Origin of the sequence: Shewanella sp. DW31, from assembly GCF_015767295.1 — a bacterium.
Taxonomy (GTDB): Bacteria; Pseudomonadota; Gammaproteobacteria; order Enterobacterales; family Shewanellaceae; genus Shewanella; species Shewanella oncorhynchi.
Genome location: NZ_JADWMP020000028.1, coordinates 26183 through 51164 on the forward strand (window position 1 = coordinate 26183; position 24982 = coordinate 51164).

The window sequence follows — 24982 nt, forward strand, 5'->3', positions numbered from 1 at the left end:
AGGCTCCAATAACCCAAATTAGAGGTGCAAATGAGTAACCCCTTCGTCAATCCGCTCGCTATTCCCGTTCTCGGATTTTGTGCCTACAGTGGCACGGGGAAAACCACCTTACTCAAGCAATTGATCCCCGAATTAAATCAACGTGGCCTGCGTTTAGCCGTAATCAAACATGCCCACCATAATTTCGACGTAGATATTCCCGGCAAAGACAGTTACGAAATGCGTAAAGCGGGCGCACGACAAATGCTGGTTGCCTCCCATGTACGCTGGGCGCTGATGACAGAAGATGCGCGCGATGGCGATCCTGAGTTAGTCCATTTACTCAAGCAAATCGAAGCCGACAAAGTCGATATTGTCCTCGTCGAAGGCTTTAAAAAGCTCGCATTACCTAAAATTGAATTGCACCGCGCCGCCCACGGCAAACCTTTTATCTACACCCAAGATGAGAATATCCTCGCCATCGCCTGTTGCGATGACACTCAGTTGCCAAACGACGCACTCCCGAGTGAGCTGCGCCGAATCGATCTCAACAATATCAGCCAGATTGCCGATTTTGTGATGGAGTACACCCAAAACTGGGAAGCGCCACTCCAATACCCCATTTCGGCCGTGGATGCCTGCGCCATAGGCGACAACAAAAACCTTACCGTCAGCCAAGGTTTAGCGCAGATTTTATCCCATGTATCACCTGTGGCAGAGATTGAAGACATTGAGTTAGATGCCTTAGATAACCGCGTACTAGCCAGCGACAGCATTTCTCCCGTCAACGTGCCACAACAAACCAATTCGGCGATGGATGGCTACGCCTTTGTCTATCAAGACCCAATGCCTACCACCTTAAAATTGGTGGGAGAGGTTCTTGCCGGTCATCAATATTCGGGCATGCTTAAAGTCGGCGAGACCGTGCGTATCATGACGGGCGCAACAGTGCCTGCAGGTGCCGATACTGTGCAGCCCAGAGAGCTTGCCAAGGAAGTCGATGGCATTGTTAGCTTTGAAGGCCGCATTCTTTCTGGCCAACACGTTCGCCTCGCTGGAGAAGATATTGCTCAAGGCCAAGTCGCACTTGCAAAAGCCACTCGCCTAAGCGCCGCAGAACAAGGTTTACTGGCCTCACTCGGGCTCAATCACCTGAGCGTATATCGCCGCCCAACTGTTGCAGTATTCTCTACCGGCGATGAAGTGAGCCAGCCCGGTGAAGTACTCAAAACTAACTGCATCTATGACTCAAACCGCTTTACCATCAAAGCAATGGCGAAACGTCTCGGTTGTGACGTTATCGATTTAGGCATTATCGAAGATTCTGAAGCCGCCCTTGAAGCAACTCTCGCTAAAGCCGCCAACCTTGCTGATGTCGTCATTAGCTCGGGTGGCGTGTCTGTCGGCGATGCGGACTACATTAAAACCGTGCTTGCACGCCTCGGCAAAATTGATTTCTGGCGGATTAGCATGCGTCCGGGTCGGCCACTCGCCTTTGGTAAAGTGAATGACAGCTTATTCTTCGGGCTACCTGGCAACCCAGTCGCAGTCATGGTGTCTTTCCTGCAATTTGTGCAGCCCGCTTTACGAAAATTAGCAGGTGAAGTGAATTGGCAAGCGCAGCTATTCCCTGCAATAAGTGATGAAACTCTACGAAGCCGTCAAGGTCGCACCGAATTTATTCGCGGGATTTATCAACTTGGTAAAGATGGACGCCTACACGTGAGTAGTACGGGCAACCAAGGTTCCGGAATGTTAAGTTCAATGGTTAAAGGGAATTGCCTCATCATCATAGGGGATGATGCAGAAGCCGTGAATGCAGGTGAAACTGTATTTATTCAACCCTTTGCGGATCTGCTTTAGGATCCAGTGAGTTTTTATGAGTCTAATTGTGGATTCCTTTGGCCGTAAGGTCGAATATTTACGGCTCTCGGTCACCGACCGCTGCGACTTTCGCTGTGTTTATTGCATGACGGAAGATCCCTGTTTTCTGCCAAAGGACCACGTACTCCACCTCGAAGAATTAGCTTGGATTGCCCAAGCCTTTACCGAGCTTGGTGTGACTAAAATTCGCCTGACCGGCGGTGAGCCCTTAGTTCGCACCGATTGCGACCAGCTAGTGGGTCTGCTTGGCAAACTGCCTGGGCTGACGGATTTATCCATGACCACTAATGGTTCAAGGCTGACAAAATTCGCTAAACCCATGTTTGATGCAGGATTAAAGCGCCTCAATATCAGCCTAGATACCTTAAACCCCACACTGTTTACTCAGCTAACGCGTAACGGCAAATTAGACAGAGTCATCGATGGTATTGATGCGGCTATTGCGGCGGGATTTGAACGTATCAAGATTAATGCAGTGATTTTAAAACAACAGAACGATAATGAAGTTATTGATTTAGTTGATTTCTGCCGTGGCCGCAACTTAGACATCGCCTTTATCGAAGAAATGCCGCTTGGCGAAATGGATGAGCGGAAACGCGCCCGTCATTGCAGCAGCGATGAAGTAAAAGCCATCATCAATAGTCACTATCCGCTACAGCTTTCCAACAAACGTACCGGCGGCCCAGCACGTTATTACACTATGGCCGACAGCCCAATCCATATCGGCTTTATCTCGCCCCACAGCCACAACTTCTGCCACGAATGTAATCGCGTGCGCGTCACAGTCGAAGGCCAATTATTGCTATGTTTAGGCAATGAACATGCCGTTGATCTCAAAAGCATAGTCCGGGAATTTCCGGCTGATATTGAAAGATTAAAAGTCGCTATTCTCGCGGGAATTAATCTCAAACCTAAGCAGCATGACTTTGGCAATAATCAGGTACAAATCCTACGCTTTATGAACGCCACAGGCGGTTAAGCATCACCACTCCATCGCTTAAGGGCTAGCATCTCAATTTGGCCGTGATAAACTCGAAGCATCACCCCATACTTAGCGTCACACATTTCTATGGCCTTAACTCGTAAGCAATGGAATAACATCATCATAGTCGCCTGCGCCTTTATGGTCGCCGTGCTGACTTTTATGGATAACAAAACCAATAATGTTCCGAGTGATGCTCAGCGACTGTTTGACGATAATGCACCGCTTTCACAGCTGCAACTCGACGGGTTATGGCTGCACAAGCAAGCATCACAATGGGAGTGCGACACTAAAGTCCTCAACTGTGATGAATGGGCAAAGGCGTGGCAAACCATACGGGTATCCCCCTTAACCGCCGCGCCAGAAACCACAGATAATCCGCAAGAATTAGTTATACAGATTGCAGATATCCGCGATGCTCAACTGTGGATCTATTTTCCCAATGAAGGCGCCTTAAAGTCTCCCGCAGGTAATTGGTATTTAGTACCACCGAGTTTAAGATCTAAACTGCAACCGATCCTCGATGCGAAACCCGCAACTTAAATGCCACCCCATTTTACTTAAGATAAGAAAGAATCCATGCCGGAATTACCAGAAGTTGAAGTCACCCGTCAGGGTATTGCCCCCTACCTTGTCGAGCAAACCGTAGTTGATCTTGTGATCCGCAATGGCTCGTTGCGCTGGCCTGTGCCTGACATAGCCAAACAGATTATCGGCCAAGTTATACGCCAAGTGCGACGCCGTGCTAAGTATCTATTAATCGACACTGACGCGGGTACTAGCATAGTGCATTTAGGCATGTCGGGAAGTTTACGGATTTTGCCCCACGATACCCCAGTGGAAAAGCATGACCATATCGACTTAGTGCTCGCCAACAGCCGCATTTTACGTTTTAACGATCCAAGACGATTCGGTGCTTGGCTATGGTGTGAACTCCCAGAAGAAGCGCATCCATTACTCGCCAAACTGGGGCCAGAGCCACTGACCCATGCCTTTAATGTCGCACAATTAGCGGCAGCTTTAGCGGGCAAGAAAAAGGCCATCAAACTCTGCCTGATGGATAATCATATAGTGGTGGGAGTGGGTAATATTTACGCCAATGAAGCCCTGTTTGCGGCGGGCATTCACCCAGAGGCCGAAGCAGGTAAAATCGATATCGAGCGTTTGACCGTTTTAGTTGCAGAAGTGAAGCAAATCTTAGCCCACGCCATTAAACAGGGTGGCACCACGCTGAAAGACTTCACCAATGCCGATGGCAAGCCGGGCTACTTCGCCCAAAAACTGCATGTCTATGGTCGCGGCGGTGAAACCTGCACAAGCTGCGGTAACTTGCTGAGTGAAATCCGTTTAGGCCAGCGCACCACAGTATTTTGTGGCATTTGCCAAACACGCTAATATTGCGTTATTTATAAGCCAAAATGCCAAGCAAGTGCTTGGCATTTTTCGTTATTTAATCAATTATATCTGTCAAAAACGATACTCAAAACTGCTAAATAGCGTGGCATTTGTATCATTTTCTTGAACTTCAAATTCCGATCTCGATACTGTTCCACCTAAGCTCCACATGCCTTTCCACACAGGCATACGGTAAGAAAGCTCCAGCATCAATAAATCTTCTTTTGGCGGTTGTGGTGCCCAAGTGTTCGCCACATTGGAGCCATCTTTATTCAGCTTCGCATAACGCAGCAACGAGGTAAAACCACGGCTGTTATTAAACTGGCCAACTAATCCAACCACGAACACTTGTGCATCGCTATCATAGGTAGAACCCAAAGCACGACCATAGTAGCGAGCACCACTCAGATAGACAGGATCCTCATAGAAACAATTGGCACTATCACCATCGCATTTTACATAGGTGTCCGAATATTCCATGAACAACTTAAACTGCTTACCCGATGTGCCAAAATGGGTATCAATCCCCCAAAGTGAGCCGCAGTCACTACCATTTTCACAACTATGTTCGAGATATAATCCAACAGGGATATCCTGCAAAGTATCGGCATAACGCATATCAATACTTTGAGTTCTATGGCCTGCATCGCGGCGCTCATTCGGCGCACAATCATTTGTACCATCGATACAAACAGCATTACTCGCAACCGAATCCCACCAAGAGTCAAAGTTACAATCTTGGCCCTCACCACAAAATAAGGTCGACCAAGACAATCCCACTTCTAACTGTTTAATCGGTCTTGCACTTAAGCGCATATCCCACTCAGCCGTCTTAGGCACAGCACGATCCACTTCAGTTAAGCTAAATCCGGTTTTAAAGGTCCAAGGGCCAATCCAAGATAACCAAGGTGTTTCAAAAGCCGCGGCATTGTTACGGCTCAAGGTTAACGATGACATAGGGCGGGCGTTATTAGAACGATGTAGAGCCGAGTCAAACCCCGGTCCCCACCACTGCTCAACCGCGCCTAAGGTTGCGATCCAATTGCCAAAAATGATGGCAAAATAAGACTCATCAAGGCGGAAGTTTTTATTATCTTGCGGATCATAGGTTTCTGCCACCGTCGCCTTATAAGCAACACGCGATCCTAAATACTCGTAGGAGCCCAGCACTTCACCTTTCTCGCGATAGCCAGAACCATAATGTTGAAAGCGAGCAGGATCAGATGCTGCCGATACTTTTATCCGTGCATTACCACGATTATCGACAGCATTTTGATAATAAAAATTAACCCGTGCAAAGGCTTGTACTAAAGAGGGAGAAAGCAGCTCAGGCTCAATTTTCGCTAAATCACCACCAATGCCTGACCACATCAATGGATAAGTATTCACAGGCACAGTGATCACACCCGCATCAGCAAGTGCTTGAATGTCAGCTCTAAGATAAATATCAGAGGCATCGACCCAAGGTGCAGCAGCAAGCATTGAAGAAAAAAACAGGCCAGAGGCAATGCTAGTAGCAAGGATCGTGGGGGGAAAAAAAGCCTTCATAACATCCTTTTAAGTATCATCACAAGGCAACAATGCCTCAAAGTTAACACAAAACTCCTACGTAAAAACTATCTAGTTCGCAGGTAAAATCTAAGGTTTAACCAACTTAAGCTTTGCCGCCAATGCAGCCGTTACTTCAGGGTGAACAAACTGGCTCACATCGCCACCATGCAAAGCGACTTCCTTTACTAAGGTTGAAGAGATAAATGAGTTTTCCTCGGCAGGCGTTAAAAACACGCTTTCCAGATCAGGGCTCAATCTGCGATTCATATTTGCTAATTGGAATTCATATTCAAAGTCGGATACCGCGCGTAACCCACGCACAAGTACACTGGCCTTTTGCTCCTTGGCAAAATCCACTAGCAACCCCGAAAACCCCACCACCTCGACATTATCCAAATGAGCAGTCACCCGATTGACCAATTCAACTCGCTCTTCAAGAGTAAATCTAGGCTGCTTGGAAGGATTAGCCGCAATGCCAATCACCACATGTTTAAACAGTTTAGCCGCACGCTCAATCAAGTCGGCATGACCATTGGTGATAGGATCAAAAGTTCCCGGATAAATAGCTCTTGTATGCACTTTGCTGACTCAACTCACATGGATGCCAAAAATCATTGCTCGCCAGTCTACTCGTTTTAGCAAAGCGAGTGAATAATCGCAGCAAAAACGACTTTAAATACCGATAAAAAACTTAAAAATAAGCAAGAACGCTATTGATTAAGCCCATGTAAAGGCACGAACAGGTATAATGTTGCACGAAATTAAAACCGACCACATACAATGTTGCTCCCCTATTTAACGATATACACTGAGCAGTGTTAGGTTTAAAAACGACGTTTGAAGACACGCAGAAGAGCATATATGAAGAAAATCGCGATTTTTTGCCATAACTTTTTCTCCAACGGCACAGTGAAAGTCGCTTTGTCGCAGGCAGAAGTGTTACAGGAAGCAGGACAAGATGTGCATTTGTTTGTGTTTCACAGGGAAGGCGATTTTATACCTCCGCAAAATGTGACCATTCATTATCTGTTTGAAGCGGGTCAAAAACCTTTGCTACAGGAGCAGATACAACAACTCAAAGCTAAAGTGAGCGCCGCCGAAAAAACGGGCAAGTTTTCACTCTTTCTCAGTAATTCAACTGACTGCGATGTTGTTGTTTCCGGCTGTCATTTCGATCCTTGCTACTACTTCTGTCATTGTGCGTTAAAACAAGAGTTATTGATGGAGTTAAAACGCGGTCCAGTACACTTCTGGCGCAGATGGAAAAAAGCCAAGGCCCTGATCGGCAAAAAAATCATCACAGTCTCAAATGGTATTGCCGACGAACTCAGAGCCACGTCTTGGTTAAAACCCCAGAGCGTGCAAACCATCTACAACCCTTTTCGCTTAGAAGAAATAAAAATTAAGACTCAAGAAGTCATCGCCGAAATTCCCAATGAGCCTTATATGATCCATGTGGGTAGAGTCACTCGTCAAAAGCGCCATGACATTCTCTTCAAAGCATTGAGGGATATGCCGACAGCACCTAAACTCGTGCTTCTCTGTAATCGACCAAATAAAGCGCGTAAATTAGCCAAAAAATACGGTGTTGAGCACCGAATTATCACACCCGGTTTTCAACATAATCCCTATGCTTGGATTGCCAACGCAGAATTAATGCTACTGAGCTCAGATTTTGAAGGCTTGCCAACGGTAGTCATTGAGTCATTGGCCTGTGGCACCCCCGTCGTAAGCACTGACTGCCCTCACGGCCCGAATGAAATCCTTACCGGACATTTAGCTAAATATTTGGTTCCCGTTCGCCAACCTGCATTGTTGGCACAAAAGGCTCTGGAATGTCTGGCATCGCCTCCATCGCTTGAAGACCTTGCTATTCTTAAAGCTATAGATAGTCAAAATATTGCAAAGCAATATTTGAACTTAGCCGAATAAATATCTTTATACGGTAAAAAGTAGAAACTCTATTGAATATAATTAGAGTTTCTACTTAACCTCCAACACCTGTTACACTCTGATACAGTATGACGGCTCATTTGAATTAGCCCCGAAAACACAATGCATTAACAATTGCATCAAACAAAGAGTGATAACACACAGAAATACAATACATTTAGCCTGTATAATTACTATTATTGAACATCGATAAAACAGTTTATTATAAGGTTAACCATTCTGTATTTATGAATAAATAAATTCATTGATAGTCTATTTGAAAAATATCAAAATACTTCCCATCAAATAATTCTGCCTAAGTAGAATTAGCAATAAATGATTTTTTGGGGTAGTAATGAGTAAGCTTAAAGTGGCTTTATTAGTTGATGAGTACTTTGGTGGTACAGGCACAGTGTATGGTGGATACGGTTTTCTAGCACGCCACTTAATCGCCAAACACTTACCCAACGAAAATATTGAAGTAGAAGTGCTGATAAAAAAAGACTGCAGCAAGCAAAGATTAATACCTCGTCGCTATATGATAGATGGCATTAAAGTTTATCGCTTAGCGGCTAAGTTTATGGATTTCCTTAATATTAGGTTTCTGAAAAAGAAGAATTACGATATATTTCTGTCAATAGAAATGACAACCCACTCATATCGTATTCTAAAAACTATCCCCAATATTGATAAAAAACTCCTATTTTGGGTTCAAGATCCAAGACCTGATTATGAATGGGATGAAATTAATACCGTAAAACTTTTCCCTGAGAAAAGTTATTGGGACAGTAATATTTATCAGTTTGTTCATGACCTTTGGGCGGCAGGGAAAGTCTCATTTATTTCTCAGGCACGCTTTTTAGATCGTAAAGCCAGAGATCTCTACAATCTCGATGATAAAACAGAAATCAAATATTTACCCAATCCTATCGAGATCGATCATAATTTCGATGTAGAAGCACACCCGAAGAAAAATCACATTATCTTTCTGGGACGAATTGAGTCAGTCAAACGTGGTTGGTTATTTTGCGAGATAGCTAAACTGATGCCTGAATATGAATTTTTCATGCTAGGTCAGTCATTTAGGCAGTCAAAGAAAAATCAGTCCATCATGAATGACTACCTAAATATTCCCAACCTACATTTTGTAGGGCATGTAGAAGGCGATCGAAAAAACCAGCTAATCAAAGATGCTAAAATTTTAGTCAACACTTCAATTCACGAAGCTCTACCAATTTCTTTCTTAGAAGCGTTATCTTATGGCACCCTTCTCGTCAGTTGCCGTGACCCCGACGAGCTGACGAGTCAATTTGGCGTATTTACAGGTACAGTGCTCGGAGATGGTTTTGATAAAGTCGATTTATTTGTCGATGGTATACGCCATCTGATGGAAAACGAACAACTAAGACAAGAACTCGCGGTTAAGGCAGTTGACTACATCAAAGCAAACCACAGTATTGAAGATTTCCAGAAAAATATGCAAGAAATCATCTTTAAACTGGTTGAAGAAACGAAACTGCAAGGCTAACAAAATGGGCCGATATTTCAATATCGGCCCATAAGTAACGACAGCTAGCTAAAACAACTTCCAATAACCTAGCTTGCGCCGCATCTTAAAATGGCGCAACAAGTTCAATGGTTTAGGTTTTAGCCAATCAGTGCCTTTATCAATCAAAGCATCTGTTGCGGCTAAAACTCGCTGGCTAGATTGACCATCACCCATAGGGTGAATTTGATTACAATAATCATGGATGTGCGCCATCAAATCATCAGGACGACTCAGTGCTCGCGTTAATGCAGATTCAATATCCTCAACCCGACTGATATCGATTAAATGATCTTTCGGTGACTGATTTTTAAAGGTCACCACTGGTTTTCGCTGCATTAAAAACATCAACAGAATCGATGAAGTGTCACACAACATCACATCCCCCGCCTGTAGCAAAGGGATCACATTATCAGTTTCAACAAACTGTAAATTCTCGTTTTCTAAAGCCTTGTACTGCTCAACAATCTTAGGATTCATCTTTGGATGAAATTGCACTAACCAGCGCCATTGGCTCTTTTGCGACAGGGCTTTAATCTGCTCAAATACTACAGGTGCGCAGGTCAAACTTGGGGAAAATGTTGAGCAAAAGAGTACTACTGGCCTTGGGTCATCAGCTTTGATATAGGGATTATCTTTATTCTCAAGAAATAGGGGGTCGAGCGCAGGCCATCCCGTTTCAACTACAGTAAAAGTACCAAACTTTTTCTCTAGTTTCAGAAAGGGCAGAGTCGTCGCAGGGCCTTGGGTACAATACAAATCAAAACAATCTCTGATTTCGAAGTGATCTTCTCGGCCCTTATGATTCATTTTACCCGCATTAAATCCATGGAATACGCCCACTTTAACCCCAGGAATAAAATGAGGGACAACGTTCCCAGGGACGAATACCGCATCTGGTTTCCACGCTTTCACAGCATCGATGCTCTGCAAGCGCAGTTCATCGTTTTTTAAAAACTTAGGATCGACCTCATTTCCCTCTAAAAACCAGCTAACCTCATCACCTCTTTCCAAAATGACTTGTTGAAGTGGCCTTAACATCGCATAGGAATAGTTTTGCGCTATGTAAAATAAATAACGTCTTTTGGCTTGTTTGACTTCTTCCACAAGCATGCTCCTAAAACACAAACGAATAAATTATTTTGCCAACGCTAAATATTGTTCGGCAATTAAGGTCGCATCGACTTTGCCCAAAATCTCAACCTGCTCGAGGGATGGCGGCAAGCTAACAACCTCGTCTATCATTTTAGCTAACGCTTTGGGATCACGACGCGGCACGAGATAAGGCACTAAATTCCCCGTTAAAATTTCACTGGGTCCATGTGGGCAATCAGTGCTCACAACAGGAGTCCCACAAGCTAAAGATTCAATCAAGACTGTCGGTAAACCTTCAAAATCAGAGCTGAGCACTAATGCCTTAGCCTGCTTAATCCATGGAAAAGGATTACTTTGAAAACCGGGAATAATTAATCGCTTTTCAATACCAAACTTTTTCGCTGCTTTTATCGCTTTTTTGTGGTTATGGCACAAGAGCACGACAGGAAGTTGATTTTGCGTGAGCTTGAGGGCTTCAAACAACACATCATGGCGCTTTTGCTTAGCAAAACGACCGACATGAATAAGATAATCTCCCTGAGGGATTTGCGGATTATCTTGCTGTGATTGAGATGTGATTTCGTTAAATTCAAATGGATTATAGATAGTTTGCATAGATGCTGGATGCAAACGACCTTTATCTTTAATCTCCTTTGCTATGCCATTTGAGACAGTAATCAAATGCTGGCCATTGAGCGCTTTTTTGGATTTTAGCTTCTTGAAATAAGCAAACGGTCCCAGTTTAAATTGGCGGCTCAACTCTTCTTCTACAGAAGAATGGACTATGACATAAAGCGGTGAAACACCAGTTTTGGTCATCATTAAATTGGTTTTATCTAAATTTGATAAAAACAAATCAAACTTGCCCACTTGAGATTCAATTTCCGCGATTTTTGCGCTGAGTTTGTTAACCGAAGCATTCAATCGCCCAAAATGGTCGAAATCTTTATCCTTAGGGACAAAACATTGATGAATGGGTAAGTCATCTGGGATTTCATAATAGCGATTATCTTCCATGACTAAAAAATGCGGCTCATGCCCTAAGCGAATAAATTGCTTGGCTAAGGTAATCATGACCTTTTCGGCTCCGCCACCCGCTAAACTGTCAATGGCAATGGCTATCCGCATGATTTATCTCCTAAACGATATTCTGAATACCCACCGCTAATGCAGCGATATTTCAAGAGTGCTGAACAAGAATGCACGATACTAACAAGCCTTAACTGAGTGTCTGCTGAACCACTAACTCAAACTTCTCAATCACGGCTTCAACACTGATCAAAGCCATCAAATGCTCGCCTTTGGCGCGAGTTCCCCACTTAATTTGTCCACTATGTTGCGATCTCATGGCCTCATCATAGGCACTCACCACATATTGCTGCGATAGATAAGGACCTGTGCGCCCAGGATTGGAATGGGCATATAAACCAATGACTGGGGTACCTTGGGTAACCGCCATATGCGCAGGGCCCGTATCTGGTGCTAACACTAAGCTTGCACGTTTTAGCAGGGCCAATAATTGCGTCAGACTGGTTTTGCCCACTAAATTATCGATTTTAGAGGGACAAGCCTGCAAAATTTGCTCTGCTAAATCCTTCTCAAGTTGAGTTGGGCCACCGCAAAGCATGACTCTAAATCCTTTCGCAATCGCATGGCTCGCAACGGCGGCATAACGCTCTGGTAACCAGTTACGTTCAGCCTTACTGGCTGCGGCGCAAATGATAAAGACTTTTTCATTGTCTTTAATCTGCGTCTGGGCAAATTCAGTATCCGCAATTGGCACAGGAATATGCCATTGAGGAGTGAGATCGTTAACGCCAATCGCCTTAGCGAATCCCATAAATCCTTCGAGCACATGGGGCTTGGCCAAGGGCTCCACCTTGTGATTTGTCACTAGCCACTGACCTTCTTTAGCGCGGGCACGATCAAAACCTATGCGCACCTTTGCCGAAATGGCTAATGAAGCCAAAGTGGCACGTAGCGCAACCTGCATATGCAGCAGCACGTCAAAACGTCGGCCTTTTAAGGCCTTACGCAAATTAAAATAGCTGCGCCATCCTTGAGATTTATCGAAAATAACAAACTCAATGCCGGGTAAATGCTTCAACAATTGATATTCGAGTTTACCGATCACCCATGTGATTTTGAGCTCGGGGTATTGCCGCTGAATCGCCTGCACCATTGCCACGGCATGACAGACGTCACCGATAGCGGATAAGCGCAGCAAACAAAGAGAATTCATGGTATTGGGATTTAAACTCATTGGGATTGAAGCTAAAAGCTCTTAAGGTTATTTGGCGCAAGCTAAGGATCTTAATGTAGAATGGCCCTAGGTGCCACGCTTAAGTCAACAAATCTCCGATGAATGCTCAGATACAGCTCATAAAAACCGCCCAAGGTCACATGGCAGTTTGCCAAGATACGCCAACAGATATCGATCCCGCGTGGTTCTCGGTGGATTTTTGGCGGGCTAAAAATGCTGTCGTCGGTTCATCCAAAGGCCGCTACACCACTTGGTTTGTGGCATTTGAGCACAGTCATTGGGTATTGCGTCATTATTGGCGTGGCGGCTTAATGGAGAAATTCAGCAAAGATGCTTACGTTTATACTGGCCTCGAAAATACCCGCGCCATGGGTGAGTTACGCTTATTAGACATTTTGTATCGCGAAGATTTTGCTGTACCTAAACCGATTGCCGCCAACATAGTGCGCGATGGATTATTTTACCGCGCCGATATCATTATCGAACGGGTCGAAGGCGCCGAAGATTTAGTCGCTAAACTTGGCAAAGGGGTCATGAGCACAGAGCAATGGCAGGCATTAGGGGCTTGCATCGCCCAATTCCATCAGCGTGGTGTGTACCACGCCGACCTCAATGCCAAGAATATTCTGTTCCAGCCCGCACAAACTGAACTCTTAACGCCAGAGCGGTTTTATCTTATCGATTTCGACCGTGGTGAGTTAAAAACACCGAGCCCGCAATGGCAGCAATCGAATCTAGACAGACTTTTACGTTCCTTCAATAAAGAACAAGGCAAGTTACCAAACCTTGCCTTCACCGCTGATAACTGGTCATCACTTATGCAAGGCTATCAAGCGGCGATGCAAAGCGCCTGATCCACTAAACGAATTATCCAGTTGAATTAAGCGGTTATTAAAGATTGCGCGAGAAGATATTGTTGTTGCAAGGCACCGCGATTTGCCTCAACCACAGCCAATCCCGCGTTCACCGCCTGCTGGCGTAACTCAGGTTTAGCAAAATACTCAATCAAGTTAGCAGCAAGTTCATCCGCCGAAGCGACAACCCTTAACCCACCAGCATCCGCCAACATCTGCGTAATCTGGGCAAAGTCCCAATGGTTCGGCCCCACCATAACAGGTACGCCCATAGCAACAGGCTCCAAGGGATTATGGCCACCATTATTGATCAGCGTGCCACCGACAAAGGCTTGGTCCGCCGCGCCATAAAAAGTCAGAAGTTCACCCATGGTATCGCCGACCAGCACTTGAGTCGTGGCCGTCACAGGAAGATTACCGCTGCGACGAATTAATTCAAAACCTTGACTGGCAACAACCTCAGCAACGGCAGAAAACTGCTCAGGATGACGCGGTGCAATAATCAGCAAGGCATCGGGCCACTGAGCCAATAATTGCCTATGGGCGATGAGCATGGCGTCAAATTCTCCAGGATGCACACTGCCTGCGACCCAAATCGGCGAGGTTTTACGTCCCCAAGTCTGACGCAACAGCTTGGCATTGGCTAAACGCTCAGGCGTAATACTGAGATCAAACTTCAAGCTACCGCATACTGTCACTCTGTCCGGCGATACACCTAACTCGATAAAACGCTGCGCTTCCACTTGAGTCTGCACCGCAATAACATCGAGTCGTTGCAACATAGGTCGACTGAGTTTAGGGCGCTTAGCATATTGCGCCGCCGACTTGGCCGACAGACGTGCATTGGCCAACATCAAGCGCACACCTCGCTTGGCCGCTAAAGCAACCAAATTAGGCCACAGTTCGGTTTCCATAATGATGCAAGATTTAGGTGAGACTTGGCGCAAGAAACGCTCCACACACCAAGGTAAGTCAAAGGGTAAATAACAATGTTGCACTGAGTCACCAAAGGCTTTACGCACCTGCGCAGATCCTGTTGGGCTGGTTGTAGTAACCGTAATGCTTAATTCAGGGTGTGATTGCATAATCAAACGGATCAATGGGATTGCCGCAAGCGTTTCACCCATAGACACAGAATGGACCAGTACATCCGTCGATTTAAGCCGGGTTAATCCAAAACGTTCCCCCCAACGACCGCGGTAATCAGGGCTTTTAATAGCACGAAATGCTAAATAGACGATTAGCAAAGGGAATAATAAATATAAGATCGTGGAATAGAGAAAACGATTCATTAAAAACGTGCTTATGAGTTTTGCCTGATGAATAGCGGCAATGTTAGCATATGCACCAAATTAGGGATAATTTACCAGCAGTATGGCGGTCGTTGGTTAACTCTATCTATGATGTGGCGTTCACTAGCAATTTGGATAACTTATGAAAACCCGCGACAAAATAATCTATGCCAGTCTTGAACTGTTCAACGAGCATGGAGAAAGAAACATCACCACCAATCACATTGCCGCTCACTTAAATATGAGTCCCGGGAATCTTTATTACCATTTTCGCAATAAAGAAGACATTATCCGCTGTATTTTCAGTCTATATGAGAATCATCTCGAATCGGGTTTCCAACCCTATGAAGATAAGCAAGTGGATGTAGAACTGTTAATCGGCTACTTCGATGCTATGTTCTATACCTTGTGGCAATTCCGCTTTATGTACGCCAATCTTGCGGATATTCTCGCCCGCGATGAAGAACTAAAAAAACGCTATTTGCACGCACAGCAGCAAGTCTTAACGCGTTCAAGCCATGTGCTGCATAAACTCACACAAGATGGATTTCTGTGTGTCGATGCTGACAAAATCACGCCACTGGCGGATACCATTAAGATGATCGTCAGCTTTTGGATTGGTTATCAACTCACACAATCCAGCACGTCCACCATTACTAAAGCGACACTTTATGAAGGCGTTTTAAGGGTGCTGATGATTTTCAAAGCCTATGCAACCCCGACTTCCGTTGCGACTTTTACTCGCCTAGAGCAACATTACCACGCGCTAGCGAGTCAAGAATCCCTATAACATCATCCCAAACGCCTATGTTGGGAACTCGCATTCGGAACTAAACTCAAAGCAATTATAGTACTGAGTGCGAACCCGTTTTCGCTCTACAACGCTTAAAAGAATACTCAGTCAAACAGTGGCAAACTTATGTTGCACATTAGTTTTTATAATGTAAAAACCACTTTAGCCCTAAACTAGTTTATCTTGCGAACCTGCATGAAAAAAAGGCTGTAGGCCGATTAGGTTTAGAGTTAGAATGCCGCCACTCCCAAAATCAGAATAAAGTTAACTAAGGAGATATCAGGTGGCCTCTACCTCATTCTACGCACAGATTAATCAACAGCTTGCAGACATCAAAGCCGAAGGCTTATATAAAAGCGAGCGTGTTATTGCCTCACCACAACAGACTGCCATTCAAGTTAATCACCAAGAAGTTGTTAACTTTTGCGCAAATAATTACCTAGGCCTAGCGAATCACCCAGAGCTAATCAAAGCCGCCCAACAGGGATTAGACAGCCACGGCTTTGGTATGGCATCAGTACGTTTTATTTGCGGTACCCAAGACATACATAAAAAGCTAGAAGCTAGCCTGAGCGAATTCCTCGGCACTGAAGACACCATTCTTTACTCTTCATGTTTTGATGCGAACGCAGGTCTATTCGAAACCTTGTTAGATGCAGAAGACGCGATTATTTCTGATGCGTTAAACCATGCTTCTATCATCGACGGTGTACGTTTATGTAAAGCAAAGCGTTTCCGCTATGCCAACAACGACATGGCCGATTTAGAAACTCAGTTGATCGCCGCGAAAGAAGCAGGCGCCCGTAACATCTTGATCGCCACCGATGGCGTATTCTCGATGGACGGCGTGATTGCTAACCTGCAAGGCGTATGTGATTTAGCCGATAAATACGGCGCACTAGTGATGGTCGATGACTCTCACGCTGTGGGCTTTATCGGCGCAAACGGCCGTGGCACCCACGAATATTGCAATGTGATGGACAGAGTCGACATCATCACTGGCACCTTAGGCAAAGCCTTAGGCGGCGCATCGGGCGGTTTCACTTCGGGTAAAAAAGAAGTCATAGACTGGTTACGTCAGCGTTCACGTCCTTACCTGTTCTCTAACTCATTAGCGCCATCAATCGTGACTGCATCTATCCATGTGTTAGAAATGCTCAAATCAGGCCAAGCCCTGCGCGAAGCCGTATGGGAAAACAGCCGTTATTTCCGTGAGCAAATGTCAGCAGCAGGCTTTACTTTGGGCGGCGCCGACCACGCGATTATCCCTGTGATGATTGGCGATGCGAAACTGGCGGGCGACTTTGCTAACCGCTTATTAGCAGAACATATTTATGTTATTGGCTTCTCGTTCCCTGTGGTTCCTAAGGGACAAGCCCGTATCCGTACGCAAATGTCAGCGGCACATACCCGTGAGCAACTCGACAAAGCGATCGCCGCCTTTACCCGTATTGCCAAAGAAATGAGCATTATTTAGGACTTAAGACAATGAAAGCACTAAGCAAGTTAAAAGCCGAAAAAGGTATTTGGTTAGTCGATGCGCCTAAGCCAGTGATGGGCCACAACGATCTGCTGATCAAAATTAAAAAAACGGCGATTTGTGGCACCGACATGCACATCTACAACTGGGACGAATGGTCACAAAAAACCATTCCAGTCCCTATGGTTGTTGGTCATGAATATGTAGGCGAAGTGGTTGATATCGGCCAAGAAGTTCGTGGTTTTAAGATAGGCGACCGCGTGTCTGGCGAAGGCCATATCACCTGCGGCCACTGCCGTAACTGCCGCGCAGGCCGCACCCATTTATGCCGTAACACCTCTGGCGTGGGTGTCAATCGTGAAGGTTCATTTGCGGAATACTTAGTTATCCCCGCCTTTAACGCCTTTAAAATCCCTGATGATATCAGCGATGATTTAGCCTCAATCTTTGACCCGTTTGGTAACGCTGTGCACACAGCATTATCCTTCGATTTAGTCGGTGAAGACGTGTTGATCACCGGCGCAGGTCCCATCGGCATAATGGCGGCAGCAGTATGTCGTCACGTAGGTGCTCGCCATGTGGTGATCACTGACGTCAACGAATACCGCTTAGAGCTGGCCCGTAAAATGGGCGCCACGCGCGCTGTGAACGTGTCAAAAGAAAACCTAAAAGACGTGATGAAAGAACTGGGCATGACCGAAGGTTTCGACGTTGGATTAGAAATGTCTGGCGTACCATCGGCCTTCCACGCCATGTTAGATACCATGAACCACGGCGGCAAAGTCGCTATGCTCGGTATTCCAAGTGGTGAAATGGCCATCGACTGGAGCAAAGTGATCTTCAAAGGTTTGGTCATTAAAGGCATCTACGGCCGTGAAATGTTCGAAACTTGGTACAAGATGGCCAGTCTTATCCAATCAGGCTTAGATATTTCACCTATCATCACTCACCACTTCAAGATTGATGATTTCCAACAAGGTTTCGACGCTATGGGCTCGGGCCAATCGGGTAAAGTGATCCTCAGCTGGGATTAATCCTGCAGAGCATTACCTAGATAGGGGCTGTACACTCGCAGCCCCTTGTTGCACACTTATCCCATCTTGATTTCCATCTCTTAGCTTTGTCAGGTTTTATTATGTCTTCCTTTAAACACTTAAGCGTTAATCAATTGCTGCAAATGACCGAAGCACAGCCAGTGCAAATCGTCGATATCCGCGATGGCAATAGCTTCACCAACGGCCATATTGCAGGTGCAACTAACCTGAATAACGAAAACCTAGCGCAATTTATTAGCCAAGCCGATATAGATAGCCCACTCGTGGTGGTTTGTTACCACGGCATGAGCAGCCAAAATGCGGCGCAATATTTATGCGAACAAGGTTTTGATGACGTTTACAGCCTAGACGGCGGCTATAGCGCCTGGCATGAGGCGAATGCATGATAGAAATTGGCAGACTCCCCAACAGCAGAGCCGCGCAGGCATTTGTCGATTACCTCAAAGGGGAAGACATTGACTGCCAAATTGAGCCGCTGGTTCAGGGTGTTGCCATTTTGGTTATCCATGACAAAGATGTGGAGCAAGCACGCAAAGAGTTTGCCCACTTTATTGCTCACCCTTACGACAATAAATATCTGCAAGCCTCATGGGAACACGGCGATACCCAAACCAAACTCGATTATGGTGCCCCTTCGCTGCAGTTGTTCACCCAATTTATTACCGGCGCAGGCCCAGTCACGCTGATCGTATTTGCGGTTTGCGTACTCATTTTTGCGGCGATGAACTTAGGATTCGCCAACCAAACCTACGAAGCACTGTCCTATTTTGGGGCAGTACCTCATTCAGAGTTCAGCCAGTTCTGGCGTGTTTTTACACCGAGCCTGCTGCATTTTTCAGCCATGCACGTCATCTTTAATTTGCTCTGGTGGTGGTATTTAGGCGGTAAAATCGAAACCCGTATCGGTACTGCACCCTTGCTCATTTTGCTGTTTGTCGCAGGAACTCTGCCAAACGTTATCCAATATTATGTCGGTGGACCTAACTTTGGCGGGCTGTCCGGCGTTGTGTATGCAGTGGTGGGTTACACTTGGATCATGGGTATACGTAAACCCGCAGCTGGAATAGATTTCCCACCATCATATATGGGCTTTATGATGATATGGTTGGCATTGGGATTCACAGATATTCTAGGGGTTTCGGTTGCTAATGGTGCCCACATTGGCGGCTTACTCATAGGTTTAGCCCAAGGTTTATTTGATAGCCGCAAATCCTCGAGCTCAATCTAATAACTCAATCTAATATTGTGAACCAAGATAAATCCTGAAATTTATCTTGGTTCAATGACTCGCTTCACTCCTCTACAAACCGCTCAAACTAACTCTGATCAGTCATTTCTAGTAGCTTAACGACTAGCTTCTCGATGCCTGAATGCGCCTCAGCAATATTACCAGCCAACATATAAGCGGGAGTGCTGACAATGCGATTCGCTTCATCCACGACTATCTCATGTACTGTCGCAACTTGATGCTCACCGCCCATCAAATTGAACGCCGCAACAGTATCGCTATCATTACCAATAGTGCCTTTTACGCCATGGGGATATAATCGCGGGATCATCATAGGTGCGATACAGATAAAGCCAACGGGCTTTTTCGCCAGAATGAACTCATTGATAAAATCAGTCACCAGCGGATCTACTTCACACTCGCTGCCGTTCGTCGCAAAATTACACAGATTTTTCGCCGCACCAAAACCACCGGGAATGATCAAGGCATCAAATTCGGCGATAGCTAATTCTGTGGTCGCTTTAACTTCGCCACGGGCAATGCGCGCCGACTCCACCAGCACATTACGACTTGCTGTCGCATCGACCTCGCCAGTGAGGTGATCGACCACATGCATCTGTTTGATATCAGGTGCAAAACATTGGTAGTGAGCCCCCCCTTTGGATAAGCATAAAAGCGTTAAAACCGATTCATGGATCTCTGTTCCATCGAAAACACCGCATCCACTCAGTAACACTGCGACTTTTTTCATTAAAAATATCCTTCTTATGTCATTAAGTTTTAACAAACTACAAACAAACTAGTTGATCTGATTAAAAATCGTGCTAACTTAATTCGTCGAATCTGACGGGTGCCGAAAATTAAGCCAATCCTTAGATGTATTTTACGGAGTCAATAAAAAATCCACAAATTGGGAAGATTTTTTAAGAAACAGTATTGAACTCACACAAATCTTTTATAAATATAAAAAACAACAACTTAAAAATATCGCACTAAGCCGTAATCATCGCCATTATTCTCAGTTGACTTTTTCACTCACAGACTTATCCACAGGCTGGGAGTCATTTTGCCGTGGCTGAAATAGCGCTTATGTGGCATGCTTAGCGCCATCTAAGTCATCGATAAACGAAAAATACCTATGCCAACCGTCGCTAAAAACCCACTTGTGCTTGTGGATGGATCTTCTTATTTATATCGCGCTTATTATGCGCCTCCTCACCTGACAAACTCAAAGGGCGAAGCAACCGGTGCCGTTTATGGCGTAGTGAATATGTTACGCAGCTTGCTGACTCGCTATCAGCCAAGCCATATCGCAGTCGTGTTCGATGCCAAGGGCAAAACCTTCCGCAATGACATGTACAGCGAATACAAAGCACAGCGCCCACCTATGCCTGATGACCTACGTTCGCAAATCGAACCTCTACATCGCATTATTCGTGCACTGGGTTTACCACTGATTTCGATTTCCGGCGTCGAAGCCGATGACGTGATCGGCACTATTGCTCGCCAAGCCAGTTTAGAAAACCGTGCAGTGCTTATCAGCACTGGCGATAAAGACATGGCGCAGTTAGTCGATGAGAACGTCACGCTCATCAACACCATGACAGACACCATAATGGGCCCAGAAGAAGTCGCGATTAAATTTGGTGTTGGTCCAGACCGTATCATAGATTTGCTCGCGCTGATGGGCGACAAGGCCGATAACATTCCCGGCTTACCCGGCGTAGGTGAGAAGACGGCGCTCGCTATGCTCACAGGAGCCGGCAGCGTGAGTAACTTATTAGCTGAACCCGAAAAAGTCGCCGAGCTCGGCTTTAGAGGTTCTAAAACCATGGCGGCGAAGATCATTGAAAATGCCGACATGCTCAAGCTTTCTTACGAACTCGCCACCATCAAAACCGATGTCGAACTTGAGCAAGACTGGCACGAACTCACCATCAAGCCCGCGGACAAAGATGAGCTGATCAAATGCTACGGCGAGATGGAGTTTAAGCGTTGGTTAGCCGAAGTCTTAGATAATAAAATCACTGCAAATACTTCAATTGATGCGGCATCCGAGACACAGGAAGACTCGACTCCAGTCGAAGCGATTGCAACACAGTACGACTGCATTCTCACGGAAGCCGAATTAGACGCTTGGATTGCTAAGCTTAAAGAAGCCGACTTGATGGCGGTAGATACCGAGACCACCAGCTTAGATTACATGGTGGCAGAATTAGTCGGGATATCTTTCGCCGTTGAGGCAGGAAAAGCCGCTTATCTGCCTTTGACCCATGATTATGTTGGCGCACCGACTCAAATCGATAAAACCGTCGCGCTAGAAAAACTGCGTCCACTGCTTGAAGATCCAAAACTTAAGAAAGTCGGTCAAAATCTTAAGTACGACATCAGTATCTTAGCCAATGCAGGCATCAAACTGCAGGGCGTCGCTTTCGACACTATGCTCGAATCCTATGTCTTCAACTCAGTGGCTTCGCGCCATGATATGGATGGTTTAGCGCTCAAGTACTTAGGCCATAAGAATATCAGCTTTGAAGAAATCGCCGGTAAAGGTGCAAAACAGCTGACCTTCAACCAAATCCCGCTAGAGACGGCTGCACCTTATGCAGCAGAAGATGCTGACATCACACTGCGTTTACACCAACATTTATGGCTAAGACTCGAGAAAGAAGCCGAACTTGCCACCATGTTTACCGAAGTCGAATTACCGCTAATCCAAGTATTGTCGGACATTGAACGTCAAGGGGTATTAATCGACAGTATGTTACTCGGCCAACAGAGCGATGAACTGGCGCGTAAAATCGATACCTTAGAAGAAAAAGCCTACGACATTGCCGGTGAAAAATTCAATCTTGGTTCACCTAAGCAACTGCAAGTATTGTTTTATGAAAAGCTAGGTTATCCGATCACCAAAAAGACCCCAAAGGGTGCGCCATCGACCGCGGAAGAAGTATTAGTCGAATTAGCCTTAGATTTCCCACTGCCAAAGGTGATCCTCGAGCATCGAAGTCTATCTAAGTTAAAGAGCACTTACACCGATAAGCTGCCACTGATGGTCAACGCCAAAACGGGGCGCGTACACACTAGCTATCATCAAGCTAATGCGGCAACAGGTCGCTTATCGTCAAGCGAACCTAACCTGCAGAATATTCCGATCCGCACCGAAGAAGGTCGCCGTATTCGCCAAGCCTTTATCGCCCCAGCAGGCCGTAAAATTTTGGCTGCCGACTACTCGCAAATCGAACTACGGATCATGGCCCATTTATCCCAAGATGCTGGCTTACTCAAAGCCTTCGCCGAGGGCAAAGACATTCATAGAGCCACTGCTGCAGAAGTATTTGGTACCGACTTTGATGAAGTAACCACAGAACAACGCCGCCGTGCCAAAGCAGTTAACTTCGGCTTAATTTATGGCATGTCAGCCTTTGGTTTGGCGCGTCAGCTTGATATCCCACGCCATGAAGCACAAACCTATATCGATACCTACTTTGCCCGTTATCCTGGCGTATTACGTTATATGGAAGAAACGCGGGCGGGTGCTGCTGACTTAGGTTATGTGTCGACTCTGTTTGGTCGTCGCCTCTACTTGCCCGAAATCCGTGATCGTAATGCGATGCGCCGCCAAGGTGCTGAACGTGCTGCGATTAACGCGCCAATGCAAGGTACGGCTGCCGACATCATCAAAAAGGCCATGATCAATATTGCCCAGTGGATCAAAACAGAAACCCAAGGCGAAATCACTATGATCATGCAGGTTCACGATGAATTAGTGTTTGAAGTCGATGCGGATAAAGCAGAGGCACTTAAAAAGACAATCTGCACCTTGATGGCGCAAGCAGCTAATCTCGATGTTGAGCTGCTTGCCGAAGCAGGCATTGGTGATAACTGGGATGAAGCCCACTAATCTCAGCAATATCCAGAAGAACACTATCAATATGATTTAACTGAAAATAAAGCTAATCTGACTTCAATATTTTGAGCTCAGATTAGCTCTCTCCCGTCTTAATCGCCTCTAAGCACATCAATACAGAGTCCTTTTCATCACTCAGCATAAATAACCCTTTCACAATACAAATTAGCTCGTTAAGTAAGACAAACTTCATCGGCAGAAAATGATCCACTCACAGCCAAACAATCTTTACCTGATACATTTGGCAGTAGAGTTCATCGATACACTGCCACAGCAGATGGATATTAAAGGGTGTGATTTACTCGAATTGAAACTGCATTCAAGTCAGCCATATATGCTCAAAAATGCCATAACGGTTGTTCTCTCACGCGTACACCAAAATCTTAGGTCAGGATTAGAGTAAAAAATCAAATCTCAAATATTGATCACTTTTGTATATAAATTTCGAGTTTTCTCTTTAAATCAGCCAATTAACCATTTTCACTGAAATTTTAGGATCAATTTGAGATGCTTTTTCACTCACAACCTGAGATCAAGCGCACATAATTACCTCTTTTTTGAAAAAACTGTTTTCCATTTAAAGATAAATAGAGTAATATTCTCTGCGTAGGGTACAGAGGTTAAGATGTTCTATCTTTCAGACCTTTATTTCACTTATAGTGATGAGCCAAATTCTGGCGCCTCAGCAACTTGTTTGCTGAGGCTTTTTTTTGCTCTTTTTTCAGACTTTAAGTAAATTTTAGAGTATTTACTTTAATAAGGAGTGAATTGGCTGTATGCTAGTTTCATTGAGAACCATTGAAGCAAATTTGATGGTGCTTGAGTCTTGTTGAATTTAGCTTCTCCCCAAAAGAGCTAATATTTTTGGCCGATGATAATATCATCGGCTATTTTTTTGCCTGAAATTAACGAAGAACCGATGGGAATGAGACTGAACAAAAGAGAAAAAATTGCAGTAAAAACAAAGAAGAGGTATACACAGTCAAATTCTACCATGTACACCAAAACAGGCGATATTATTCAGCGTTATTCACTGCATCTAACTCATCAGTCAACCACTGTGGATGACACCATTCATTAAGAATTGCCAACACTTTAGGCTTACCAGTTCCTTTGAGTGATGAGAAAGGTTCAACTTGTACCCAGTCGCCAAACTCACTTAATGCGAGACGCACTTCATTTACGGTTTTCATCTTAGCACTTTGGGCTAATTTGTCTGATTTCGTTAGCAAAGCTAATACTGGAATTTCACTAGCAACTGCCCATTCAATCATCTGCATATCGAGATCTTTTAATGGATGACGAATATCCATCAAGACAACCACGCCACTTAAACAAGCGCGTTTTTGCAAATATTCACCTAATGCTTGCTGCCATTTATTTTTCAACGCAAGTGGGACTTGCGCAAAGCCATAACCAGGCAAGTCAACTAAACGACGCTGAGCATCTAACTCAAATACGTTAATTAGTTGAGTACGGCCCGGTGTTTTACTGGTTCTTGCTAAACTTTTTTGCTCAGTTAATGCATTGAGTGCACTAGACTTTCCAGCATTAGAGCGGCCAGCAAATGCAATCTCAACTCCAACATCGCCGGGCAGATATTGATCCAAATGTGCAATGTCAGGTGCACTGATTAAAAACTTTGCCCTACGAAAATCTATACGAGATTCAGTCACTATTTACTCCGAAATTTTTCTACGCAATACCATAATTTATGAAGAATTACTTACTTTCCCACGTTTT

General features: G+C 45.1%; 21 protein-coding genes. 13 read left to right on the forward strand and 8 right to left on the reverse strand.

The annotated features are described in order from the left end of the window. The first annotated feature begins 30 nt into the window (after positions 1 to 30). The 4 genes from GWI56_RS19155 to mutM all read left to right on the forward strand — a co-directional run bounded on the left by GWI56_RS19155 (position 31) and on the right by mutM (position 4240). The gene (locus tag GWI56_RS19155) at positions 31 to 1842 is read left to right on the forward strand and encodes a bifunctional molybdopterin-guanine dinucleotide biosynthesis adaptor protein MobB/molybdopterin molybdotransferase MoeA (protein WP_173497807.1); all 1812 of its coding nucleotides are present in this window, start codon (positions 31 to 33) and stop codon (positions 1840 to 1842) included. Positions 1843 to 1858: 16 nt separating this feature from the next. Next, positions 1859 to 2842 carry a GTP 3',8-cyclase MoaA gene (gene moaA / locus GWI56_RS19160; protein ID WP_131524425.1) on the forward strand — a complete coding sequence of 328 codons (984 nt, stop codon included), beginning with the start codon at positions 1859 to 1861 and terminating at the stop codon, positions 2840 to 2842. A gap of 90 nt (positions 2843 to 2932) precedes the next feature. Further along, the gene (locus tag GWI56_RS19165; protein WP_105250745.1) at positions 2933 to 3388 is read left to right on the forward strand and encodes a hypothetical protein; all 456 of its coding nucleotides are present in this window, start codon (positions 2933 to 2935) and stop codon (positions 3386 to 3388) included. A gap of 36 nt (positions 3389 to 3424) precedes the next feature. After that, entirely contained in the window at positions 3425 to 4240 is an 816-nt protein-coding gene (gene mutM / locus GWI56_RS19170; protein WP_173497806.1) for a bifunctional DNA-formamidopyrimidine glycosylase/DNA-(apurinic or apyrimidinic site) lyase, read from the forward strand. Between the two features lie 72 nt (positions 4241 to 4312). On the opposite strand, the gene GWI56_RS19175 is transcribed toward mutM, so the two are convergent. Both GWI56_RS19175 and coaD read right to left on the reverse strand, forming a co-directional pair. Next, positions 4313 to 5788: a capsule assembly Wzi family protein gene (locus GWI56_RS19175; RefSeq protein ID WP_173497805.1), complete on the reverse strand. Its 1476-nt coding sequence runs from the start codon at positions 5786 to 5788 to the stop codon at positions 4313 to 4315. 90 nt (positions 5789 to 5878) lie between these two features. Beyond that, entirely contained in the window at positions 5879 to 6370 is a 492-nt protein-coding gene (coaD, locus tag GWI56_RS19180) for a pantetheine-phosphate adenylyltransferase (protein ID WP_105250747.1), read from the reverse strand. A 282-nt stretch (positions 6371 to 6652) separates the two neighbouring features. Here coaD and GWI56_RS19185 point away from each other — a divergent pair, with 282 nt between their 5' ends. After that, entirely contained in the window at positions 6653 to 7723 is a 1071-nt protein-coding gene (locus GWI56_RS19185; protein ID WP_198573797.1) for a glycosyltransferase, read from the forward strand. 355 nt (positions 7724 to 8078) lie between these two features. Next, positions 8079 to 9251 carry a glycosyltransferase family 4 protein gene (locus GWI56_RS19190; RefSeq protein WP_173497803.1) on the forward strand — a complete coding sequence of 391 codons (1173 nt, stop codon included), beginning with the start codon at positions 8079 to 8081 and terminating at the stop codon, positions 9249 to 9251. A 48-nt stretch (positions 9252 to 9299) separates the two neighbouring features. Here the strand turns inward: GWI56_RS19190 and GWI56_RS19195 are convergent, their stop codons facing one another. The 3 genes from GWI56_RS19195 to GWI56_RS19205 form a co-directional block, all read right to left on the reverse strand. Further along, positions 9300 to 10376 carry a CDP-glycerol glycerophosphotransferase family protein gene (locus GWI56_RS19195; RefSeq protein ID WP_198573798.1) on the reverse strand — a complete coding sequence of 359 codons (1077 nt, stop codon included), beginning with the start codon at positions 10374 to 10376 and terminating at the stop codon, positions 9300 to 9302. Positions 10377 to 10406: 30 nt separating this feature from the next. After that, a complete protein-coding gene (locus GWI56_RS19200) occupies positions 10407 to 11492 on the reverse strand; it encodes a glycosyltransferase (RefSeq protein WP_198573799.1) in 1086 nt (361 codons plus the stop codon). Positions 11493 to 11583: 91 nt separating this feature from the next. After that, positions 11584 to 12627 carry a glycosyltransferase family 9 protein gene (locus tag GWI56_RS19205; protein ID WP_198573800.1) on the reverse strand — a complete coding sequence of 348 codons (1044 nt, stop codon included), beginning with the start codon at positions 12625 to 12627 and terminating at the stop codon, positions 11584 to 11586. A 98-nt stretch (positions 12628 to 12725) separates the two neighbouring features. On the opposite strand from GWI56_RS19205, the gene GWI56_RS19210 reads away from it, so the two are divergent. Further along, the gene (locus GWI56_RS19210; protein WP_107950046.1) at positions 12726 to 13481 is read left to right on the forward strand and encodes a 3-deoxy-D-manno-octulosonic acid kinase; all 756 of its coding nucleotides are present in this window, start codon (positions 12726 to 12728) and stop codon (positions 13479 to 13481) included. Between the two features lie 26 nt (positions 13482 to 13507). Here GWI56_RS19210 and waaA read toward each other — a convergent pair whose 3' ends face one another. Beyond that, entirely contained in the window at positions 13508 to 14773 is a 1266-nt protein-coding gene (gene waaA, locus GWI56_RS19215; RefSeq protein ID WP_198573801.1) for a lipid IV(A) 3-deoxy-D-manno-octulosonic acid transferase, read from the reverse strand. A 142-nt stretch (positions 14774 to 14915) separates the two neighbouring features. Between waaA and GWI56_RS19220 the strand changes: the two genes are divergently transcribed. The 5 genes from GWI56_RS19220 to glpG all read left to right on the forward strand — a co-directional run bounded on the left by GWI56_RS19220 (position 14916) and on the right by glpG (position 19329). After that, positions 14916 to 15563 (forward strand): TetR/AcrR family transcriptional regulator, encoded by a 648-nt coding sequence (locus tag GWI56_RS19220; protein ID WP_113940155.1) that lies wholly within the window; start codon positions 14916 to 14918, stop codon positions 15561 to 15563. A 286-nt stretch (positions 15564 to 15849) separates the two neighbouring features. Beyond that, positions 15850 to 17043, forward strand: a complete 1194-nt coding sequence (locus GWI56_RS19225) for a glycine C-acetyltransferase (RefSeq protein ID WP_198573802.1) — start codon at positions 15850 to 15852, stop codon at positions 17041 to 17043. 11 nt (positions 17044 to 17054) lie between these two features. After that, entirely contained in the window at positions 17055 to 18080 is a 1026-nt protein-coding gene (tdh, locus tag GWI56_RS19230; protein WP_012090660.1) for an L-threonine 3-dehydrogenase, read from the forward strand. A gap of 101 nt (positions 18081 to 18181) precedes the next feature. After that, a complete protein-coding gene (gene glpE / locus GWI56_RS19235) occupies positions 18182 to 18487 on the forward strand; it encodes a thiosulfate sulfurtransferase GlpE (RefSeq protein WP_198573803.1) in 306 nt (101 codons plus the stop codon). Next, a complete protein-coding gene (gene glpG, locus GWI56_RS19240; RefSeq protein ID WP_105250758.1) occupies positions 18484 to 19329 on the forward strand; it encodes a rhomboid family intramembrane serine protease GlpG in 846 nt (281 codons plus the stop codon). The genes glpE and glpG overlap by 4 nt, the downstream gene beginning before the upstream one ends. 88 nt (positions 19330 to 19417) lie before the next feature. Here glpG and elbB read toward each other — a convergent pair whose 3' ends face one another. Further along, positions 19418 to 20080, reverse strand: a complete 663-nt coding sequence (gene elbB, locus GWI56_RS19245; protein ID WP_198573804.1) for an isoprenoid biosynthesis glyoxalase ElbB — start codon at positions 20078 to 20080, stop codon at positions 19418 to 19420. 387 nt (positions 20081 to 20467) lie between these two features. Here elbB and polA point away from each other — a divergent pair, with 387 nt between their 5' ends. Beyond that, entirely contained in the window at positions 20468 to 23233 is a 2766-nt protein-coding gene (polA, locus tag GWI56_RS19250; RefSeq protein ID WP_198573805.1) for a DNA polymerase I, read from the forward strand. A 1022-nt stretch (positions 23234 to 24255) separates the two neighbouring features. Here polA and yihA read toward each other — a convergent pair. After that, positions 24256 to 24915 (reverse strand): ribosome biogenesis GTP-binding protein YihA/YsxC, encoded by a 660-nt coding sequence (gene yihA / locus GWI56_RS19255; protein ID WP_106648821.1) that lies wholly within the window; start codon positions 24913 to 24915, stop codon positions 24256 to 24258. Between the last annotated feature and the right edge of the window lie 67 nt (positions 24916 to 24982).

Coding starts and splice junctions, on each gene's coding strand:
- GWI56_RS19155 (WP_173497807.1), top strand. CDS start 31: ATGAGTAACCCCTTCGTCAATCCGCTCGCTATTCCCGTTCTCGGATTT.
- moaA (WP_131524425.1), top strand. CDS start 1,859: ATGAGTCTAATTGTGGATTCCTTTGGCCGTAAGGTCGAATATTTACGG.
- GWI56_RS19165 (WP_105250745.1), top strand. CDS start 2,933: ATGGCCTTAACTCGTAAGCAATGGAATAACATCATCATAGTCGCCTGC.
- mutM (WP_173497806.1), top strand. CDS start 3,425: ATGCCGGAATTACCAGAAGTTGAAGTCACCCGTCAGGGTATTGCCCCC.
- GWI56_RS19175 (WP_173497805.1), bottom strand. CDS start 5,788: ATGAAGGCTTTTTTTCCCCCCACGATCCTTGCTACTAGCATTGCCTCT.
- GWI56_RS19185 (WP_198573797.1), top strand. CDS start 6,653: ATGAAGAAAATCGCGATTTTTTGCCATAACTTTTTCTCCAACGGCACA.
- GWI56_RS19190 (WP_173497803.1), top strand. CDS start 8,079: ATGAGTAAGCTTAAAGTGGCTTTATTAGTTGATGAGTACTTTGGTGGT.
- GWI56_RS19200 (WP_198573799.1), bottom strand. CDS start 11,492: ATGCGGATAGCCATTGCCATTGACAGTTTAGCGGGTGGCGGAGCCGAA.
- GWI56_RS19205 (WP_198573800.1), bottom strand. CDS start 12,627: ATGAGTTTAAATCCCAATACCATGAATTCTCTTTGTTTGCTGCGCTTA.
- GWI56_RS19210 (WP_107950046.1), top strand. CDS start 12,726: ATGAATGCTCAGATACAGCTCATAAAAACCGCCCAAGGTCACATGGCA.
- waaA (WP_198573801.1), bottom strand. CDS start 14,773: ATGAATCGTTTTCTCTATTCCACGATCTTATATTTATTATTCCCTTTG.
- GWI56_RS19220 (WP_113940155.1), top strand. CDS start 14,916: ATGAAAACCCGCGACAAAATAATCTATGCCAGTCTTGAACTGTTCAAC.
- tdh (WP_012090660.1), top strand. CDS start 17,055: ATGAAAGCACTAAGCAAGTTAAAAGCCGAAAAAGGTATTTGGTTAGTC.
- glpE (WP_198573803.1), top strand. CDS start 18,182: ATGTCTTCCTTTAAACACTTAAGCGTTAATCAATTGCTGCAAATGACC.
- glpG (WP_105250758.1), top strand. CDS start 18,484: ATGATAGAAATTGGCAGACTCCCCAACAGCAGAGCCGCGCAGGCATTT.
- elbB (WP_198573804.1), bottom strand. CDS start 20,080: ATGAAAAAAGTCGCAGTGTTACTGAGTGGATGCGGTGTTTTCGATGGA.
- polA (WP_198573805.1), top strand. CDS start 20,468: ATGCCAACCGTCGCTAAAAACCCACTTGTGCTTGTGGATGGATCTTCT.